At 62.5% G+C, this 18,379-nt stretch carries 16 protein-coding genes; 11 read left to right on the top strand and 5 right to left on the bottom strand.

Annotated elements, in window-relative coordinates; all coding sequences use genetic code 11:
- The first annotated feature begins 85 nt into the window (after window positions 1–85).
- The 6 genes from OEG79_RS01540 to OEG79_RS01515 all read left to right on the top strand — a co-directional run bounded on the left by OEG79_RS01540 (window position 86) and on the right by OEG79_RS01515 (window position 7,445).
- Window positions 86–1,900 (top strand): sensor histidine kinase, encoded by a 1,815-nt coding sequence (locus tag OEG79_RS01540; RefSeq protein WP_264147134.1) that lies wholly within the window; start codon window positions 86–88, stop codon window positions 1,898–1,900.
- On the top strand, window positions 1,897–3,282 hold the full coding sequence (locus OEG79_RS01535; RefSeq protein ID WP_264147133.1) for a sigma-54-dependent transcriptional regulator: 1,386 nt from the start codon (window positions 1,897–1,899) through the stop codon (window positions 3,280–3,282). Before OEG79_RS01540 ends, OEG79_RS01535 begins: the two co-directional genes overlap by 4 nt.
- A gap of 303 nt (window positions 3,283–3,585) precedes the next feature.
- Window positions 3,586–4,578, top strand: a complete 993-nt coding sequence (gene dctP, locus OEG79_RS01530) for a C4-dicarboxylate TRAP substrate-binding protein DctP (protein ID WP_264147132.1) — start codon at window positions 3,586–3,588, stop codon at window positions 4,576–4,578.
- A 137-nt stretch (window positions 4,579–4,715) separates the two neighbouring features.
- A complete protein-coding gene (locus OEG79_RS01525; protein WP_264147131.1) occupies window positions 4,716–5,342 on the top strand; it encodes a TRAP transporter small permease in 627 nt (208 codons plus the stop codon).
- Window positions 5,342–6,622 (top strand): C4-dicarboxylate TRAP transporter large permease protein DctM, encoded by a 1,281-nt coding sequence (gene dctM / locus OEG79_RS01520; RefSeq protein WP_264147130.1) that lies wholly within the window; start codon window positions 5,342–5,344, stop codon window positions 6,620–6,622. Before OEG79_RS01525 ends, dctM begins: the two co-directional genes overlap by 1 nt.
- Window positions 6,623–6,773: 151 nt before the next feature.
- Complete coding sequence (locus tag OEG79_RS01515) at window positions 6,774–7,445, top strand: DUF502 domain-containing protein (protein WP_264147129.1); 672 nt, start codon at window positions 6,774–6,776, stop codon at window positions 7,443–7,445.
- On the opposite strand, the gene OEG79_RS01510 is transcribed toward OEG79_RS01515, so the two are convergent.
- Window positions 7,442–7,909: an Lrp/AsnC family transcriptional regulator gene (locus tag OEG79_RS01510; protein ID WP_264147128.1), complete on the bottom strand. Its 468-nt coding sequence runs from the start codon at window positions 7,907–7,909 to the stop codon at window positions 7,442–7,444. The two genes, OEG79_RS01515 and OEG79_RS01510, sit on opposite strands and share 4 nt — an antisense overlap.
- A 127-nt stretch (window positions 7,910–8,036) precedes the next feature.
- Here OEG79_RS01510 and OEG79_RS01505 point away from each other — a divergent pair, with 127 nt between their 5' ends.
- Together OEG79_RS01505 and OEG79_RS01500 are read left to right on the top strand one after the other, a co-directional pair.
- Complete coding sequence (locus OEG79_RS01505; RefSeq protein ID WP_264147127.1) at window positions 8,037–8,363, top strand: hypothetical protein; 327 nt, start codon at window positions 8,037–8,039, stop codon at window positions 8,361–8,363.
- 121 nt (window positions 8,364–8,484) lie between these two features.
- Window positions 8,485–10,269, top strand: a complete 1,785-nt coding sequence (locus tag OEG79_RS01500; RefSeq protein ID WP_264147126.1) for a GspE/PulE family protein — start codon at window positions 8,485–8,487, stop codon at window positions 10,267–10,269.
- On the opposite strand, the gene OEG79_RS01495 is transcribed toward OEG79_RS01500, so the two are convergent.
- Complete coding sequence (locus OEG79_RS01495) at window positions 10,244–10,909, bottom strand: murein L,D-transpeptidase catalytic domain family protein (RefSeq protein ID WP_264147125.1); 666 nt, start codon at window positions 10,907–10,909, stop codon at window positions 10,244–10,246. The two genes, OEG79_RS01500 and OEG79_RS01495, sit on opposite strands and share 26 nt — an antisense overlap.
- A 165-nt stretch (window positions 10,910–11,074) precedes the next feature.
- Here OEG79_RS01495 and OEG79_RS01490 point away from each other — a divergent pair, with 165 nt between their 5' ends.
- Both OEG79_RS01490 and OEG79_RS01485 read left to right on the top strand, forming a co-directional pair.
- Window positions 11,075–11,332 (top strand): NfeD family protein, encoded by a 258-nt coding sequence (locus OEG79_RS01490; RefSeq protein WP_264147124.1) that lies wholly within the window; start codon window positions 11,075–11,077, stop codon window positions 11,330–11,332.
- Between the two features lie 84 nt (window positions 11,333–11,416).
- Window positions 11,417–11,755, top strand: a complete 339-nt coding sequence (locus OEG79_RS01485) for a DUF2388 domain-containing protein (RefSeq protein WP_264147123.1) — start codon at window positions 11,417–11,419, stop codon at window positions 11,753–11,755.
- A 73-nt stretch (window positions 11,756–11,828) separates the two neighbouring features.
- Here OEG79_RS01485 and OEG79_RS01480 read toward each other — a convergent pair whose 3' ends face one another.
- The 3 genes from OEG79_RS01480 to desA all read right to left on the bottom strand — a co-directional run bounded on the left by OEG79_RS01480 (window position 11,829) and on the right by desA (window position 15,857).
- Window positions 11,829–13,163: an OprD family porin gene (locus OEG79_RS01480; RefSeq protein WP_264147122.1), complete on the bottom strand. Its 1,335-nt coding sequence runs from the start codon at window positions 13,161–13,163 to the stop codon at window positions 11,829–11,831.
- Between the two features lie 422 nt (window positions 13,164–13,585).
- Complete coding sequence (locus tag OEG79_RS01475) at window positions 13,586–14,557, bottom strand: sensor domain-containing diguanylate cyclase (RefSeq protein WP_264147121.1); 972 nt, start codon at window positions 14,555–14,557, stop codon at window positions 13,586–13,588.
- Between the two features lie 109 nt (window positions 14,558–14,666).
- Window positions 14,667–15,857, bottom strand: a complete 1,191-nt coding sequence (gene desA, locus OEG79_RS01470) for a delta-9 fatty acid desaturase DesA (RefSeq protein WP_264147120.1) — start codon at window positions 15,855–15,857, stop codon at window positions 14,667–14,669.
- A gap of 168 nt (window positions 15,858–16,025) precedes the next feature.
- Between desA and OEG79_RS01465 the strand changes: the two genes are divergently transcribed.
- Window positions 16,026–18,338 carry a putative bifunctional diguanylate cyclase/phosphodiesterase gene (locus OEG79_RS01465; protein WP_264147119.1) on the top strand — a complete coding sequence of 771 codons (2,313 nt, stop codon included), beginning with the start codon at window positions 16,026–16,028 and terminating at the stop codon, window positions 18,336–18,338.
- The last annotated feature ends 41 nt before the right edge of the window (window positions 18,339–18,379 follow it).

Here is an 18,379-nt window from a genome sequence, read left to right as displayed (position 1 = left end):
GGCTTTTCCTAGCCAGCGGCCGGCGCACGTCACCGGCCGCACGCTTAACGTGCATAATGCGCCGATCATTTCTGCACGGTTTGCCATGAGCACGAACACTGCCACTCCCCGTCGCCTGCGCTGGCGCAGCCTTGTACTGCTGGCGCTGCTGCTCGCACCGCTGCTGTGGCCGGTGCACTTTCTGGCCGAACGCTACTACCGCGAAGTACTGATCGAACAGAACCGGCAAACGCTGGATCTCTACGTCGCCAACCTGCTCGGTACGCTGAGCCGCTACGAAGTGCTGCCGCAGATTCTCGGCGACCTGCCCGGCCTGCGCGCAGCCCTCAAGGCGCCTGATGATCCGGCCGTGCTGGACAACGCCAACCGCCTGCTGGCCCGGGTGAAGAATCAGACCGGCGCCGATGTGATCTATCTGATGAACCCGCGCGGCATCACGCTGGCCGCCTCCAACTGGGACAAGCCCGACAGTTTCGTCGCCGGCAACTTCGCCTTTCGCCCGTACTATCGCGAAGCAATGGCCGGCCGCCTGGGACGCTTCTTCGGCCTCGGCACCACCTCCGGCAAGCGCGGCTACTACTTCGCCTACCCGGTGCGCGAGAACGACCACAACATCGGCGCGCTGGTGGTCAAGGTCGACCTCGACCACACCGAAACGCTGTGGGGCAACACCCCGGAACAGCTGCTGGTCACCGACGCCTATGGCGTGGTGATTCTCACCTCGCGCCCGGACTGGCGCTTCCACGCCAGCCGCCCACTCAGCCGCGCCGAGCAATCGGCAATAGCCGCCAACCAGCCCTACCCGACCCAGGCGCCACCGGCACTTGATCTCGACCCCAACGCCTGGCTGACACAGAATCGTGCCCTGGAAGAAACCGGCTGGACGGTAAGCATCCTCGCCCCACGCATATTGCTCGACCGCCTGGTGCGCAGCGCCGTGGCCGTAGGCGCCGCGGCCCTCCTGGCACTGCTGATGCTGCTCGGTCTGCTGATCCTGCGCCGCCGTCATTATCTCGAGCGCATCGCCCTGGATACCCGCGCCAAGGCCGAACTGGAGCAGCGCGTGACCGAGCGCACGCAGGACCTGGAGCTGCTCAACAGCCGCCTCAAGCAGGAGGTACTGGAACGCGAGCAGGCCCAGCAGGAACTGGTGCGCGCCCAGGATGAACTGGTCCAGGCCGGCAAACTGTCCGCGCTCGGCACCATGAGCGCCAGTATCAGCCACGAGCTCAACCAGCCGCTGGGGGCGATCCGCAGCTATGCCGAGAATGCCAGTACCCTGCTCGACCACCAGCGCAGCGATGATGCCCGCGCCAACCTCAGACTGATCAGCGAACTGACCGAGCGTATGGCCTCGATCATCGCGCATCTGCGTGCCTTCGCCCGCCGTGACCGCCACGCCCCAGAACGGGTAGCCCTGCAACCGGCGCTGGACGATGCCCTCGCCCTGCTCGCCAAACGCCGCCGGGCCATGGATGTGGAACTGATCCGCGATCTGCCGGACGCCACGCTCTGGGTTCAGGCCGGCGAAACGCGCCTGCGCCAGATACTCGGCAACCTGCTTGGCAACGCACTCGACGCCCTGGTCGACAAGGCGCCGCCACGACGCATCTGGATCAGCATCGAGCATCAGGCCGAACACCTGGATCTGCTGCTGCGCGACAACGGCCCCGGTTTCTCGGCCGAATCCCTCGCCCGCGCCCGCGAGCCTTTCTTTACCACCAAGACCAGCGCCCAGGGCCTGGGGCTCGGCCTGGCCATCTGCGATAGTCTGGTGCGGGCACTGGACGGCGAACTGCTGCTGGCCAATCATCCGACCGGCGGCGCGCTGATCACCCTGCGCCAGCGCCTGGCCAGCCCCGGCGTCAACCTACAACCTTCTGAGGACCCTTCGCCATGACCAGCGACAGCGCCATCGACAGCCGCATTCAGGTACTGCTGATCGACGACGACGCCCATCTGCGCCAAGCGCTCAGTCAGACGCTCGATCTCGCCGGGCTCAAGGTCCTCAGCCTGGGTGATGCGCAGGGCCTTGCCGCACGCATTCCGGCGGGCTGGCCGGGTGTGGTGGTCAGCGACATCCGCATGCCCGGCATCGATGGCCTGCAACTGCTGCAGCAGTTGCGTGAACGCGATGCCGAGCTGCCGGTGCTGCTGATTACCGGCCACGGCGACGTGCCGCTGGCCGTTCAGGCAATGCGCGCCGGTGCCTACGACTTTCTGGAAAAACCCTTCGCCAACGACGAACTGCTCGACAGCGTGCGGCGCGCCCTGGAGCTGCGCCGTCTGGTGCTGGATAACCGCAGCCTGCGCATGGCGCTCAATGACCGCCAGCAGCTGTCCGGCCGCCTGGTTGGTCAGTCGCCCGCCATGCAGCGCCTGCGCGAACAGATCGGCGCGCTTGCCGGCATCACCACCGACGTCCTGATTCTCGGCGAGACCGGTGCCGGCAAGGAAGTGGTTGCCCGCGCCCTGCACGACCTGTCCAGCCGTCGTGAAGGCCCCTTCGTCGCCATCAATGCCGGTGCCCTGGCCGAGTCAGTGGTGGAAAGCGAGTTGTTCGGCCACGAGGCCGGCGCCTTCACCGGCGCGCAGAAGCGACGCATCGGCAAGTTCGAATTCGCCAACGGCGGCACCCTGTTCCTCGACGAGATCGAGAGCATGAGCCTGGATGTTCAGGTCAAGTTGTTGCGTCTGCTGCAGGAGCGCGTGGTCGAGCGTCTCGGTGGCAACCAGTTGATCCCGCTGGATATCCGCGTGATCGCCGCCACCAAGGAAGACCTGCGCCAGGCTGCCGATGCCGGGCGTTTCCGTCCTGACCTCTACTACCGTCTCAACGTCGCGCCGTTGGCCATTCCGCCGTTGCGCGAGCGCGGCGAGGATGCCCTGCTGCTGTTCCAGCATTTCGCCGAAGAGGCGGCGGCCCGCCATTCCCTGGCCCCACGCGAACTGCAGCCAGGACAACGTGCGCTGCTGCTGCGTCATCCATGGCCGGGCAACGTGCGCGAACTGCAGAACGCCGCCGAGCGTTTCGCCCTTGGCCTGGAGCTCGCGCTGGACAGCAACGCGCCGAATCTGCCACCGGTCAACGGCGGGCTCAGCGAGCAGGTGGAAGCCTTCGAGCGCGCGCTGATCGCCGCCGAACTGAGTCGCCCGCATGGTTCGTTGCGCAGCCTGGCCGAGGCACTGGGTGTACCGCGCAAGACCTTGCACGACAAACTGCGCAAGCATGGGCTGAATTTCACCGGATCTGGCGGAAGCTCGCCAGAGGACTTCGACTGACTGGCGGCAAACCGCCAACAGCATCGCTAGGAACCTGCCGACGGAAGGCCAGAGCGCCCTCCCGGCATCCGGCACAAATCCACCAGAGCTTACAGCCACGGGCTTTTCATCGATGCCCGGCACTCACCAACGGCAGACTGGCACAAGGGTTGCTCTAAGCTAGCCTCAAGCGAACCCACAAGTACAAGTCCAGGCCTCGCTGATGCCCCGGCGTTTTTCTCCAAGCCGCCTAGACTTGCTCTTGTCCGTTCGTCAGCAGCGCGTCGGCGCACTGCGATACACACAACAAGAGGAAGCATTCACATGTTCAAACTTACTGCCAAGGCGCTGGCTTGCGCCCTGTCCCTGTCCATCGCTGGCGTGGTTCACGCTGCCGACCCGATTGTCATCAAGTTCTCCCACGTGGTTGCCGAGCACACCCCGAAAGGTCAGGGTGCCGTTCTGTTCAAGCAGCTGGCCGAAGAGCGCCTGGGCGACAAGGTCAAGGTCGAGGTCTACCCGAACTCCTCGCTGTTCGGCGACGGCAAGGAAATGGAAGCGCTGCTGCTCGGCGACGTCCAGATCATCGCCCCGTCCCTGGCCAAGTTCGAGCACTACACCAAGCAACTGCAGATCTTCGACCTGCCGTTCCTGTTCGACGACATGGCCGCGGTTGACCGCTTCCAGAAGAGCGAATCCGGTCAGAAGCTGCTGACCTCCATGACCGACAAGGGCATCACCGGCCTGGCCTACTGGCACAACGGTCTGAAGCAGCTGTCGGCCAACAAGGCGCTGCGCGAGCCGAAAGATGCCCGTGGCCTGAAGTTCCGCGTACAGGCTTCCGCCGTACTGGAAGAGCAGTTCAAGGCCGTGCGTGCCAACCCGCGCAAGATGAGCTTCGCCGAGGTTTACCAGGGCCTGCAGACTGGCGTGGTCAACGGTGCCGAGAACCCGTACTCGAACATCTACAGCCAGAAGATGCACGAAGTGCAGAAGTACATCACCGAGTCCAACCACGGCCTGCTGGACTACATGCTGATCACCAACACCAAGTTCTGGGACGGTCTGCCGGCTGACGTACGCGACGAGCTGAACAAGATCATCGCCGAGGTCACCGTCGAGGTGAACAAGCAGGCTGACGCCCTCAACGAAGGCGACAAGCAGCGCATCCTCGAAGCAGGTACCACCGAGATCCTGACTCTGACTCCAGAGCAGCGCGGCCAGTGGCGCGAAGCCATGCAGCCGGTATGGAAGAAGTTCGAAGGCGAAATCGGTGCCGACCTGATCAAGGCCGCCCAAGCCGCCAACCAGCAATAAGGCCGGAGAGCCGTAGGGTGGGCAGAGCGCAGCTACTCTGACCCACCACGACGTCCGCGATGGGCGTCGTTCAATGTTGTAACCGGTGGGCCGGCTGCCGTCCCATCCTACGCCCTTTCCATTCGGGAGAACCGACCATGAACGCCTTGCGGCGCGTCTGGGAGCACTTCGAGGAAGGCTTCATCGCTTTCCTCCTGGCGGCCATGACGCTGATCACTTTCGTCTATGTGATCCTCAACAACTTCTACACCCTGTTCTATTGGCTGGGTGACTTCTTCGGCGGTAACGAGGCTTTGCTCGCTATCGGCGACTTCATTCTCGACCTTGCCCAGGCGATGACCTGGAGCAATGCCCTGACCAAGGCCCTGTTCGGCTGGCTGATCTTCTTCGGCCTGGCCTATGGCGTGCGTACCGCCGGCCACATCGGCGTCGACGCCCTGGTCAAGCTCGCCCCGCGCCATATCCAGCGTGTCATCGGGGTGATCGCCTGCCTGGCCTGCCTGGGCTACGCCGGCCTGATCGCCGTCGGCAGCTTCGACTGGGTCAGCACCCTGTTCAAGGCCGGCATCGGCGCCGAGGACCTCGGTCACTACGGCATCCAGCAGTGGCATATCGGCCTGATCGTGCCGTTCGGCTACGCCATGGTGTTCATCCGTTTCCTGGAAATCCTCGTGCGTATCCTGCGCAACGAGCAGACCGGCCTCGGCCTGGCTGACGAAGCCGCCGATGCGCTGAAGATCAATGAGCACGAGGAGGCCAAATAATGACCGTTCTGTTCCTCTTCCTGCTGCTGTTTCTGCTGATGTTCATCGGCGTGCCGATCGCCGCCTCGCTCGGCCTGGCCGGCTCGATCACCATCATGCTGTTCAGCCCCGACTCGGTGCGTTCGCTGGCGATCAAGCTGTTCGAGACCAGCGAGCACTACACCCTGCTGGCGATCCCGTTCTTCCTGCTCTCCGGCGCCTTCATGACCACCGGTGGCGTGGCCAAGCGTCTGATCGACTTCGCCAACGCCTGCGTCGGCCACATCCGTGGCGGCCTGGCCATCGGCGCGGTGCTGGCGTGCATGCTGTTCGCCGCGCTGTCCGGTTCCTCGCCGGCCACCGTGGCGGCTGTGGGCTCGATCGCCATCGCCGGTATGGTGCGTTCCGGTTATCCGCAGGCTTTCGGCGCCGGCATCGTCTGTAACGCCGGCACCCTGGGCATCCTGATTCCGCCGTCGATCGTGATGGTGGTGTACGCCGCCGCCACCGAGCAATCGGTGGGCAAGCTGTTCATGGCCGGTGTGATCCCCGGCATCATGCTCGGTCTGGTGCTGATGATCGCGATCTACATCGTCGCACGCGTCAAGAAGCTGCCCGCCCTGCCACGCGCCAGCTTCCGCGAGTGGCTGCGCGCCGCCCGTGAGGCGTTCTGGGGCCTGCTGCTGATGGTGATCATCCTCGGCGGCATCTACACCGGCATGTTCACCCCGACCGAGGCTGCGGCCGTGGCGGCGGTCTACGCCGGCTTCGTCGCCCTGTTCGTGTACAAGGACCTGAAGATCCGCGAGTGCCCGAAAGTGCTGCTGGAGTCCGGCAAGCTGACCATCATGCTGATGTTCATCATCGCCAACGCCATGCTCTTCGCCCACGTGCTGACCACCGAGCAGATCCCGCAGACCATCACCGCCTGGGTGGTGGATCTGGGCCTGCAGCCCTGGCAGTTCCTGCTGGTGGTGAACATCGTGCTGCTGGTGGCCGGTGCCTTCATGGAGCCGTCGGCGATCATCCTGATCCTGGCGCCGATCCTGTTCCCGATCGCCATGCAGCTGGGCATCGACCCGATCCACCTAGGCATCATCATGGTGGTGAACATGGAGATCGGCCTGATCACCCCTCCAGTGGGGCTGAACCTGTTCGTCACCTCGGCGGTGACCGGCATGCCGCTGACCGCGGTGATCCGCGCGGCCATGCCCTGGCTGATGCTGTTGCTCGGTTTCTTGGTGATCATCACCTATGTGCCGGCGGTATCCCTGGCCCTGCCGAATATGCTCGGCATGTAACCGCTCAAACGAACGCTGCTACTTCGGTACCTCGTGTACCCACTCAGCCCGGCCCTTGCGCCGGGCTTTTTTTGCCTGTCAGGAACATGACTGCCCGGCGCCGCACATCCTGACGTAAAGTCGCAGGCATCTTCATCAAGGAAACCGAGGCATGATCAGACGCAGCCTTCAATCCATCGTCACGACCTGGCTGACCGGTCTGCTGGCACTACTCCCACTGGTGCTGACCCTGGCACTGCTCGCCTGGATCTTCAGCCTGCTCAATCGCCTGGTAGGGCCCTCGACCCTGATCGGCCAGTTGTTCGCGGCGCTCGGCCAGCCCTTTTCCAGCAATGGCTACATGGCCTATCTGCTGGGCAGCCTGGTGTTGCTCGCCAGCCTCTATCCGCTGGGCCTGGCCGTGCAGCTGGGCCTGCGCCGTCCGCTGTCCTGGCTGCTCGATCGCACCCTGCGACGCACCCCGCTGATAGGCAATTTCTACAACCTGGCCGACCGTTTCGTGGGGCTGCTGGACAAGAGCAAGAATCCGGACATCACCACCATGGCGCCGGTCTGGTGTTTCTTCGGCGGTGACGGCGCCGCCGTACTCGCACTGCGCCCGAGTTCGGAAACCGTGGAACTGGAAGGCCGTGCCTACTGCGCCATTCTCATTCCCACTGCGCCGATTCCCGTAGGCGGTGGTCTGCTTTATGTGCCGGAGGAATGGATACGCCCCGCCGACATGGGCGTGGAACAACTGACCAGCATCTACGTGTCCATGGGGCTCACCCCGCCGGGCAAGCGCTCCATGGAGCAGCCCAACCCTGAGGTGGTGAAACCCTAGACAAGCGGCAAACTGGTGGTGGACTTGATCTCCGACAGGGCGACGATGGAGTTCACCTCCTGGATGCCCGGAACCAGCGACAGCTTCTCGAAGAAGAAACGCTCATAGGCCTCGATATCACGGGTGACGATGCGCAGCATGAAGTCCACCGCTCCCATCAGCACATGGCACTCCAGCACCTCGGGGAACTCGCGCATGGCTTCGGCGAACTCGGTCAGGTTGGAGCGACCGTGGGCATTGAGCTTGACCTGGGCGAATACCTGGGTGTGCAGACCGATGCGCTTGCGATCGAGCAGAGTGACCTGCTTGCGAATCACCCCCTCCTCCTTGAGCCGCTGAATACGACGCCAGCAGGGCGATTGCGAGAGCCCGACGCGCTCGGCGATCTCGGCGGTGGAGAGGCCGGCGTCGTCCTGCAGCAGGGCGAGAATGCGCTGATCGTATGCATCCAGTGCAACGGGCATAAAAATTCCCCAATAAGAAATTATTTAGGCAAGTCTATCCATGAAACCTGGAATAACACAGAAAACAAGGCAGAACTTTTGGACGAACAAGGTGGAAACTTAGGTAAAACCTGCCCGAGCTGCCGCCATGCCTGATACCACCCTGTTTTCGTCCGTCCACAACCGTCGCGATCCCTGGCAGGATCGCCCCGATGCCTGTGTCGAATACCGGCTGCGTACCGATGCCGAAGCAGACGTGATGTGCCGCCTGCTGGGTCTGTTCGCCCAGCTGCAGTTGTTACCCGAAGCCCTGCACATGGAGCGCCAGCGGGACGACCTGCACATCCACCTGCGCCTGCCCGGCATCTCGCTGCATCGGGCCGGTGTGCTGGCGCAGAAACTGCGCGGCCTGGTGTGCGTCTGGGAGGTGACCTGGCAGCATCTGGATCACAGCCTGGTGACAGAGGTGGCCTGAAGCGGGCATTCGGTCACGTCAGCGCTTCGCCCTCGCGGCGCTTTTCGGGCATCCTAGGCCGGCTAGGAGGTGGTTGAAAAACGACCTGCTACCCTTGTTCGAGCCGACCCGAGGAACCCGCATGTCCGCCTTCACCGCTACCGCCCCTGACCGTGTACTGGATCTTGGCGACCTGCTGCGCGAGCTGGTAGCCCAGGGCCGGGTCGGGCAGGACGTGGCCGAGCAGTGCCTGGCGATCCGCCGCAGTTCGCTGAACAACACCCAGCACCCGCTGGAGTTTCTTGCCGCGCAGCAGGTAGATGACCTGTCGCGGCCGGGCAAGAAGCTCGATCTGGAAACCCTTACCCAGTGGCTGGCCAATTTCGCCGGTCAGCCTTACCTGCGCATCGACCCGCTGAAGATCGACGTACCGGCCATTACGCCGCTGATGTCCTACGCCTTCGCCCAGCGCCACAAGATTCTCGCCGTGGCGGTGGACAGCGAGAGTGTCACCATCGCCAGCAGCCAGCCGCTGGTACACAGCTGGGAAGCCAACCTGGTCCATGTACTCAAGCGTCCGATCAAGCGCGTGGTGGCCAACCCCAGCGATATCCAGCGCTTCACCACCGAGTTCTATCGCCTGGCACGTTCGGTCAGCGGTGCCAACGCCACGGATCAGAAGGCCAGCGGCGTCGGCAACTTCGAGCAATTGCTCAGCCTCGGCGCCCAGGATCAGGAGCCGGACGCCAACGACGCACACATCGTCAACATCGTCGACTGGCTGTTTCAGTACGCCTTCCAGCAGCGCGCCAGCGATATCCATATCGAGCCGCGCCGCGAGCAGGGCACCGTACGCTTTCGCATCGACGGCGTGCTGCACAACGTCTACCAGTTCCCGGCGCAGGTCACCATGGCGGTGGTCAGCCGCCTGAAGAACCTCGGGCGGATGAACATCGCCGAGAAGCGCAAGCCGCAGGACGGCCGGGTCAAGACCAAGACCCCGGACGGCGGCGAGGTGGAATTGCGCCTGTCCACGCTACCGACCGCCTTCGGCGAGAAGATGGTGATGCGTATCTTCGACCCGGAGGTGCTGCTCAAGAGTCCGGATCAGCTCGGGTTTTCCCCCGATGATCTGCGCCGCTGGGAGAGCATGACCTGCCAGCCCAACGGCATCATCCTGGTTACCGGCCCCACCGGCTCGGGCAAGACCACCACGCTGTACACCACGCTCAAGCAACTGGCCACGCCTGAGGTGAACGTCTGCACCATCGAAGACCCCATCGAGATGATCGAGGGCGCCTTCAACCAGATGCAGGTGCAGCACAACATCGACCTGAACTTCGCCAGTGGCGTGCGTGCGCTGATGCGACAGGACCCGGACATCATCATGATCGGCGAGATCCGCGATCTGGAAACCGCCGAGATGGCCATCCAGGCGGCGCTCACCGGTCACCTGGTGCTTTCCACCCTGCACACCAACGACGCCCCCAGCGCCATCACCCGCCTGCTCGAACTGGGCGTACCGCATTACCTGCTCAAAGCCACCATCCTCGGCGTCATGGCGCAGCGTCTGGTGCGTACCCTGTGCCCGCACTGCAAGGCGCCGGTTCAACTGGACGAAGACACCTGGAACGGCCTGACCCGCCCCTGGAGCTCTCCCCTGCCGACTCAGGCACACCATGCCGTCGGCTGCCTGGAATGCCGCGAAACCGGCTACCGCGGCCGTGCCGGAGTTTACGAGATCATGCTGATCAACGACGCGATCAAGCCGCTGATCAATGCCGATACCGATCTCACGGCCCTGCGCCGCGCTGCCTTCAAGGACGGCATGCGTAGCCTGCGCCTGTCCGGTGCGCAGAAAGTCGCGGCCGGGCTGACTACCATCGAGGAAGTGCTGCGCGTCACTCCGCAGAGCGAACAGCGCTGACCACCGCACAGTCGCGATAGCGCCCCTCTTTCATCTGCGGATGCCAGGCGAACAGGTACTGCCCCTCCTCGAGCTGATCCACCAGCAGCCGGATCACCTCCTGCTGCACGGCCGGACAGCCCAGACTACGCCCCATGCGTTCGTATCGTTGCGCCCATTGCGGCGACACGTAATCAGCCCCATGGACCACCAGCGCCCTGCCCCGCGCCTCATCATTGACACCAGGCTCCAGACCATCGAGGCGCAATGATTGGCCATGCCGGCCGATGTAGCGTTCGGCACCCCGGAACAGACCGAGACTGGACTGATGGCTGCCGGGCAGATTGGAGAAACGCTCGGCAAACAGTTCGCCGGACTGCCGGCCATGGGCCACGAACTCGCGTTGCAGCACTCGCCTGTGCGTCAGGTCGAAGACCCACAGGCGCCGCTCCAGCGACGAGCGCGAATAATCGATGATAGCCAGACGCCTGGCCACACCACTCCAGCCACGCTCGGCACAGCGCAGCGCCTGCAGAGCCTCTTGCAGTGCCTGCCTCTGCAGCTGCGGTGCCGCGCGATGCAACCCCTCAAGCAGCCCATCGGCCATGGCATCGCCCGACAGAATGGCAAGCAAAACCGTAGCAGTCAGGCGCTTGAACATGCTCGAGTTCTCACGGTTTGCCCGACATCTGCCCGCCTTGCGAAGGGGTCGGCGGCAGAGCCCGGGCCGCTATGCTTAGATTGATGCATCTGGCAATGGAGTCTATGCGATGCACACCCAAGGGCATTCACTGAACTGTTTGGATATGGGTAACCGCGTCCACCCATGATCAGCTATCTGCAACACCTGTCGTTCTGGGACTGGCTGGTACTGGCCACCCTGCTGTTGATTCTCGAAGTGTTCGGTGCCGGCGGTTATCTGCTGTGGATGGGGCTGGTGGCCGTCTGCGTCGGCGCGTTGTCCTATTTCTTCCCCAATCTGCCGTGGGTCTGGCAGTTTCTGTTATTCGGTGCGCTGGCGCTGATCTCGGCCTTGCTCTGGTGGCGGTACCAACATCGCGTGCGCCAGTTGCGCAGCGACTAGCGTGGCAACCGGCCATCGCCTGCCAGGAACAACAGGCGAGAAATGAGACTCCTAGAATAGGAACTACCCTACAGGAGCTTCATCATGCGTGTAACGAGCCGTGCCGCACTGGCGTTCAGTGCCTGCCTGATTGCCCAGACCGCAGCTGCCGATGGCATGCTGCGCGACATCCTGTCCTCAGGCGCCACCACCGCCTCGACCTATCTGACCTTCAAGGATCGCAAGCTGGTCGCCGCTATCGAAGAAGATGCCAGCAGCTTCGTCGCCAGCAACGGAGAAATCCGTGGGCCGCATCTTGAGGCTGCGATGCAGCAACTGCGCAGCGCCAACCCCCAACTGCAGAGCGCCGAGGATATGGCTCTTGCCAGCGCCATTCTCGCTGCATCGGCGAACGCAAGCGAGAACGTCGCGCGCGCAGAATGAAAAAAGCCCGCATCTTTCGATGCGGGCTTTTCGTTACAACGCAGGCGGGGAGTAAAGCCCCGCCAGGGCCGCCTTACAGCAGCGGCAGGGTGTAGCTGACGATCAGGCGGTTCTGATTAGCGTCGGTTGCAGCGTCGCCACGCAGCATGCCGTTACGCCAACCAAGACCCAGACCTTTCAGAGCGCCCTCTTGGAAAACGTAGTCCAGCGAGATATCACGCTCCCACTCTTTATTCTGCTCACCGTTCGCGCGCTGAATGTTGGTGCCCTTCAGGTAGGCTACCGACGCTTTTAGGCCCGGTACGCCGAGGCTGGCAAAGTCATAGCTGTACTGACCGAAAGTGGTGCGCTCACCAGCACGGGTGAAGTTGTGAATCAGGCGGTCGGTCAGCAGATAGACGCTTGCACCCGCAGAGCCTTCGACCCCCCCCTGGTTCAGCTGAACGAAGTTGCTGTCTTCAGAAACACGCTGATAACCCAGCATCAGGGCATGGCCACGGAGGCTGTAAGTGAACGCGGCACTCCAAGTGTTATTGTCGACTTCGCCAGTGCCATCGCCAAAGGTGGTGTTAGCGGTGTAGCCGGCGGCGCGGCCAGCAGCGCTGCCGTTCTTGCCGTCGGAAGTGCTGCGGAAGTAGCGCAGATCGGTCTTCAGGCTGCCTTCGCCCAGAGCCAGGTTATGGCCCAGGCCGGCGAAGTGCTGCTTATAAAAGTCTTCCAGGTTGGCGTAGTAGTACTGTGCGGTCAGATCCTGGTTGATCTTCCAGTCACCACCACCGAAGTAGAACTTGTTGGAGTCAGCCTGGCCAACACTACGACCATCGATCGACAGGCTGGTGCTATTGCTCGAGGCACGACCAACGGCATGCTCGATCTGGCCAGCAGTCAGAGTCAGGTTTTCGATTTCGTTGGAGGTGATCATGCCACCTTCAAACATCTGCGGCAGCAGACGACCGTCGTTGGAAGTCAGGATCGGCAGTTTCGGCATCAAGGTACCGATGCGAGCCTCGGTCTTGGAGAAACGAACCTTACCGGTCAGACCGCCCTTGCTGAAATCCTCAACAGCGCTGCCATCACTTTCCAGCGGGAACAGAGCACCCGGGTTGCGGTCACGGTCGGCCTTGCCAACACGGCCGCCACCATCCAGACGCACACCCAGCATGCCGACGGCATCCACACCGAAGCCCACGGTGCCTTCAGTGAAACCGGATTGATAGTTGAGAATGAAGCCCTGGCCCCATTCACGAGCGGCAGCATCGTTATTAGCGGTGTTCTTCACGTCATGATCGAAATAGAAGTTGCGCAGGGTGAGGCTGGCTTTGCTGTCACCGACGAAGTCAGCGAAGGCCACTTGGCTCAGGCCCAGGGTGCTGGCAGCTACGGCCAGTGCCAGGGAGGTCTTTCTCATTATGTTTCTCTCCAGTGTGTTTAAGGTGACGCATCGTCCGGCGCAGGCTTCGGCACGAAGAGGCAGGCCGGCACGAATCGGGCATACGCCCCCCCGCGAGCCAAGGAGATTAGCCTGGCGCGAGCGGGGTGCGTGGAAATCTAGGAAGAACGAAACAACGGCGAACGCAGCGAAGCGACCGAAATGAGGCGGGCAGAGTGATGCATGATGAGTACTCTCTCGTCGTTGTTATTGTGCGCCGACATCCAGCCGGCATCCGGCGGGCCTATGCAGTTAGCGCGCCAGCTCTTTCGGGCAAGCGCGCGATGCTTCTAGAACAGTAGGTTACAGTTCTTTTACAGGCGAAAGTTTGATCGACGGCAACGCATCGTAGGCAAATTTTCGCCTATTATCCCAGAATCCCAGGCGGAAAATCGCCACCTTCATCCCAGTACGATCTGATTTTTCCCCTGTCGCTTGGCCAGATACATGGCGGCGTCCGCGCGAGCGTAGAGAGCATCCAGATTGACATCGGTTGCCAGCAGGCTGGTCAGCCCCTGGCTGACGGTAATGCCGAAACTGGTGCCCTTATGCTGAAAGCTGAGTCGTTGCACCTCACGCTGCAGCCTTTCGGCGACCTGCAAGGCTACGTCCTGCTCACAGCCCGGGAACAAAGCGGCGAACTCTTCCCCACCGATACGCCCGAACAGATCGCCGCGGCGCAAGGCATTACTGCCGCACTGAGCCAGACGACGCAACACCTCGTCGCCGATCTGATGCCCGTAATGGTCATTGATCTTCTTGAAATCATCGAGATCGAGCAGCAGAAAGGCCAGCGGGCTGCCGAACTTGCGTGCGTGCTCGAATTCGCGGCGGGCGCACTCGAAGAAGTGCCTGCGGTTGCTGCTCTGGGTGAGCACATCGGTGGTAGCCAGGCGATGCAGCTCACCTTCCAGACGCTTCTTCTCGGTGATGTCCTCGGCAATGCCGACGATCACACTGCCCTGCTCGGTACCCAGCCTGGGGCTGACGAAACACTTGTCACTGAGCCAGCGCAGCTGGCCATCGGCGCGGATGATGCGGTACTCGCGAGACTCCACCGCGCCGGTTTCCAGCACCTTGGCCAGGCTTTCGGCTGCGTAGTCGAGATCATCCGGGTAGATGCTGTTGCGCCATTCGCCGTAATCGGCCAGAAGCAACGCGGCAGAACGGCCGAAGATGCGCTCGTAGGCCGGGCTGACGTAGATCATCCGCTGCTCGCTCCAGTCGAAAGCCCAGAGCACGGCATTGACGCTGGCGAGCAGGCTGCTGAACAGCTGCTCGCGCTCGCCCAGGCGCTCGACTTCAGCCCGACTATGCAGCAGAGCCAGAGTAAGTTCTTCCAACTCGGAAACAGCGTTGCCTTGATCGTCCATTACAGCGGCCATCCCGCCTTGCCTCGCATTGAATTGAGCATAGTGCGAGCTGTTGGACAAACACAAAGGCCCGCCAGTTCGGCGGGCCTTTGCGAGGTTCCAGCGGCGATCAGGCAGTGGCGTTGGCCGGTCGCAGTGAGTACGTCTTGAGCTGCTCGGCAAACTCTCGCAGTGACTGGATGCCACTGGCCTCGGCCTCATGCACCCACTCCTTGATGGCCTCAAGCATGTCGTGGCCGTTGCTGCTGGTCTTGACCCAGATCTGCTGCAGCGCCAGACGCTTCTCGTAGATCACCTTGAGTGCCTGACTCTGCGCCAGCATGTCGGCGATGCGCGCGTGGTGCTGATCTTCCAGCAGGCTCGGCTCACGCGACAGCAGACGCTTGGCGCGGCGGAACAGGTGACGAACGGATTCGTCGGCCTTGGCCACTTCCTGCTTGACCAGAGGGGCAATCACCAGCTTGCGGTACTGCGCCATGATCTGGAAACGGTTGTTGAGAATGGCCATGGCGGTATCCATGTCCAGATGACCCTTGCCTTCGACACGATGGGCGATGGGCGCGACGCGCTGCACCTTGGCCAAACCGAAGAAGCTGAACAGCTTGATCCAGGCCCAGCCCATGTCGAACTCCCACTTCCTCACCGAGAGCTTGGCGGAGTTGGGATAGGTGTGGTGGTTGTTGTGCAGCTCCTCACCACCGATCAGGATGCCCCAGGGCACCAGATTGGTGGCCGCGTCGCGGCACTCGAAGTTGCGATAACCGATGGCATGGCCCAGGCCGTTGATGACGCCTGCGGCCCATACCGGAATCCACATCATCTGCACGGCCCACACCGTGATGCCGAGTACGCCGAACAGGGCCAGGTCGATGATCGCCATCAGGATCACGCCGCCAATCGGGTAACGGCTGTAAACATTGCGTTCGATCCAGTCATCCGGGCAGTTCTTGCCGTAAATGCGCAAAGTTTCCTGGTTCTTCGCCTCTTCCTGATAGAGTTCGGCACCTTTACGCAGTACGGTGCCCAGACCTTTGACGACCGGACTATGCGGATCATCGGCGGTTTCGCACTTGGCGTGATGCTTACGGTGAATCGCGGTCCACTCGCGGGTGTTCTGGCCAGTGGTCAGCCACAGCCAGAAACGGAAGAAATGCTTGAGCGCCGGGTGCAGTTCCAATGCCCGGTGCGCAGAGTAGCGGTGCAGATAGACAGTGACGCTGACGATGGTCACGTGTGTCATCAGCAGGGTCGCAGCCACCAGCTGCCAGACCGACAGGTCGAGTAAACCGTTGTACCACATGGGCGGTGTTGCCTCTTGATAGGGGAACGCGGTTTGTCCTACAAGGACGAACCTGTTCACATTATCCCTGACCCATGCCAGAAAAACAGTTGGTCTTTTAGATAAGAATGTTTCAGACCAACCCCATTTAAACTGCTCGACATTTCCACGGAGCGTAGTCGCCCACTCATGCGTATCGACACCGCCGCCTTGCGTCTGACCCTGGGCTACCTGCTACTGGCCGGTCTGTGGATCTGTCTCAGTGATCAGCTGCTCGCAACCCTGGGGCTCTCCGTGGAGCTGCAGGAGCGCCTGCAGTCGTTCAAGGGACTGCTCTTCGTTGTGCTGACCAGCGCGCTGCTTTACCTGGTTCTGCACCGACATGCCCAGCAGTTCCGCACTGCACGTCTGCAGCTGGCCAGCAATGAGGAGCGTCTGCGCCTGGCACTGGATGCCACTCGCGACGGGCTCTGGGACTGGGACGTTTCCAAGCGCCGCATCTTCTTTTCCGAAGGCTACGCCAAATTGCTCGGGCTGACCCCGCAAACGCTCGGTGATACCCGCGAGGACTGGGCCGCACGCCTGCATCCGGATGATCAGGAACACGCGCTGCACGCGCTCAATGCCGAGTTGCACGACCAGTCCTACGAGAATATCTACCGCCTGCGCCATGCCGATGGCAGCTATCGCTGGATTCACTCCCGTGGCCGCTTGCTGCGCGATGAGAAGGGTCAGCCCCAACGCTTCATCGGCATTGCCTCCGACATCACCCAGCAACGTGCCATCGACGACAGCCTGCGCCAGGCCGCAGCGGTGTTCGACGCCACCCAGGAAGGTGTGCTGGTCACCGATGCGAAACAGTGCATCGTTCACGTCAACCCTGCCTTTAGCCGCATCACCGGCTACAGCAGCGAGGAGATTCTCGGGCGCAGGCCAACGGTACTCAAATCCGGTCGCCACGACGCCGACTTCTACCAGAGCCTGTGGCAGGCCCTGAAAAACCGCGGTGCCTGGAGCGGCGAGGTGTGGAACCGACGCAAGAGCGGCGAAATCTACCCGCAGTGGCAATGCATTCGCGTGATTCGTGACGAACAGGGGCGGATCAGCCATTACGTGGCGGTCTTCTCCGATATCACCGCGCTCAAGCGTTCGCAGCGGGAGCTGGATTACCTGGCTCACCACGACCCACTGAGCAATCTGCCCAACCGTCTGCTGTTTACCGAACGCGTCGCCCACGCGCTGGAGCGCAGCAAGATCGAAGAGTCGTGCGGCGCCGTGCTGCTGATCGATCTCGATCACTTCAAGCACATCAACGAAAGTCTTGGCCACAATGTCGGCGATCTGCTGCTCAAGAGCGTTGGTGAGCGTCTGCAGCTGGACCTGCCCAGTGGTTGCACCCTGGCCCGACTGGGCGGTGACGAGTTCGGCCTGCTCAGCGAAGACTGCGCCGAAGCCGCACAAGCCGCCGAAATGGCGCAGCGCCTGTTGCGCAGCCTGGAGGCTCCCTTCCTGCTCGAAGGCCACGAGCTCTACATCGGTGCAAGTATCGGCATCAGCCTGTTTCCCGAAGACGCCGACAGCGTCGAACAGATACTGCGCAATGCCGACTCGGCCCTGTTCAAGGCCAAGAGTAGCGGCCGCGAAGGCTATGCCTTCTACGTGCAGGAACTGACCGACTATGCCCGTCAGCGCGTGGAACTGGCCAGCAGCCTGCGTCAGGCTCTGGATCATCAGGAGCTGCGCGTCTACTACCAGCCCCTGCACGACCTGCAGGACGGCCGCCTGGTGGGCACGGAAGCCCTGGTGCGCTGGCAGCATCCGCAACGCGGCCTGATTCCGCCCAGCGAGTTCATCCCGATTGCCGAAGACAACGGCATGATCGGCGTCATCGACGCCTGGGTACTGGAGCAGGCCTGCCAGCAGATGGTGCGCTGGAATGCCGAAGAACATTCGCTGAGGTTCGTAGCGGTGAACGTTTCCAGTCGGCTGTTCAGCCGGGGAGATCTTGCCCAGAAAGTCGCCAGCGTGCTCGCCGAAACCGGCCTGCCCCCCGAGCAGCTGGAACTGGAAGTAACCGAAAGCGCGATCATGGAAGACCCCGACGCCGCGCTGAAGATACTGACCAGCCTGCGCGCGCTGGGCGTGCGCCTGGCGATCGATGACTTCGGTACCGGCTACAGTTCGCTGGCGCGCCTCAAGCGTCTGCCGGTGGACAAGCTCAAGCTCGACCAGAGCTTTGTCCGCGGCCTGCCCGACGCCCCCGAGGACGCGGCCATCGCCCGTGCAGTGATCGCGCTGGGCAAGACCCTGGGCCTCAAGGTCCTCGCCGAGGGCATCGAACAGCGGGCTCAGGCCGACTTCCTGCGAGAACTGGGCTGCAACTACGGCCAGGGTTATCACTTCGGCCATCCGCAACCGGTAGACACCGGCGACAGCACCACACCCGGCGGCACGGGAACCACCAACCCGACATCAGACGCTGAACGGGGGCGCAGTTCTTGAAGGCGATCGGTGGATCAGCGGTCGGCTAGACAACCCGCACC

This window comes from Pseudomonas sp. Z8(2022) (genome assembly GCF_025837155.1).
Taxonomy (GTDB): Bacteria; Pseudomonadota; Gammaproteobacteria; order Pseudomonadales; family Pseudomonadaceae; genus Aquipseudomonas.
Note: the sequence above shows the minus strand (reverse complement) of the source record. Positions and strands in the feature narration are given on the sequence as shown.

Coding starts and splice junctions, on each gene's coding strand:
- OEG79_RS01540 (WP_264147134.1), top strand. CDS start 86: ATGAGCACGAACACTGCCACTCCCCGTCGCCTGCGCTGGCGCAGCCTT.
- OEG79_RS01535 (WP_264147133.1), top strand. CDS start 1,897: ATGACCAGCGACAGCGCCATCGACAGCCGCATTCAGGTACTGCTGATC.
- dctP (WP_264147132.1), top strand. CDS start 3,586: ATGTTCAAACTTACTGCCAAGGCGCTGGCTTGCGCCCTGTCCCTGTCC.
- OEG79_RS01525 (WP_264147131.1), top strand. CDS start 4,716: ATGAACGCCTTGCGGCGCGTCTGGGAGCACTTCGAGGAAGGCTTCATC.
- dctM (WP_264147130.1), top strand. CDS start 5,342: ATGACCGTTCTGTTCCTCTTCCTGCTGCTGTTTCTGCTGATGTTCATC.
- OEG79_RS01515 (WP_264147129.1), top strand. CDS start 6,774: ATGATCAGACGCAGCCTTCAATCCATCGTCACGACCTGGCTGACCGGT.
- OEG79_RS01510 (WP_264147128.1), bottom strand. CDS start 7,909: ATGCCCGTTGCACTGGATGCATACGATCAGCGCATTCTCGCCCTGCTG.
- OEG79_RS01505 (WP_264147127.1), top strand. CDS start 8,037: ATGCCTGATACCACCCTGTTTTCGTCCGTCCACAACCGTCGCGATCCC.
- OEG79_RS01500 (WP_264147126.1), top strand. CDS start 8,485: ATGTCCGCCTTCACCGCTACCGCCCCTGACCGTGTACTGGATCTTGGC.
- OEG79_RS01495 (WP_264147125.1), bottom strand. CDS start 10,909: ATGTTCAAGCGCCTGACTGCTACGGTTTTGCTTGCCATTCTGTCGGGC.
- OEG79_RS01490 (WP_264147124.1), top strand. CDS start 11,075: ATGATCAGCTATCTGCAACACCTGTCGTTCTGGGACTGGCTGGTACTG.
- OEG79_RS01485 (WP_264147123.1), top strand. CDS start 11,417: ATGCGTGTAACGAGCCGTGCCGCACTGGCGTTCAGTGCCTGCCTGATT.
- OEG79_RS01480 (WP_264147122.1), bottom strand. CDS start 13,163: ATGAGAAAGACCTCCCTGGCACTGGCCGTAGCTGCCAGCACCCTGGGC.
- OEG79_RS01475 (WP_264147121.1), bottom strand. CDS start 14,557: ATGGACGATCAAGGCAACGCTGTTTCCGAGTTGGAAGAACTTACTCTG.
- desA (WP_264147120.1), bottom strand. CDS start 15,857: ATGTGGTACAACGGTTTACTCGACCTGTCGGTCTGGCAGCTGGTGGCT.
- OEG79_RS01465 (WP_264147119.1), top strand. CDS start 16,026: ATGCGTATCGACACCGCCGCCTTGCGTCTGACCCTGGGCTACCTGCTA.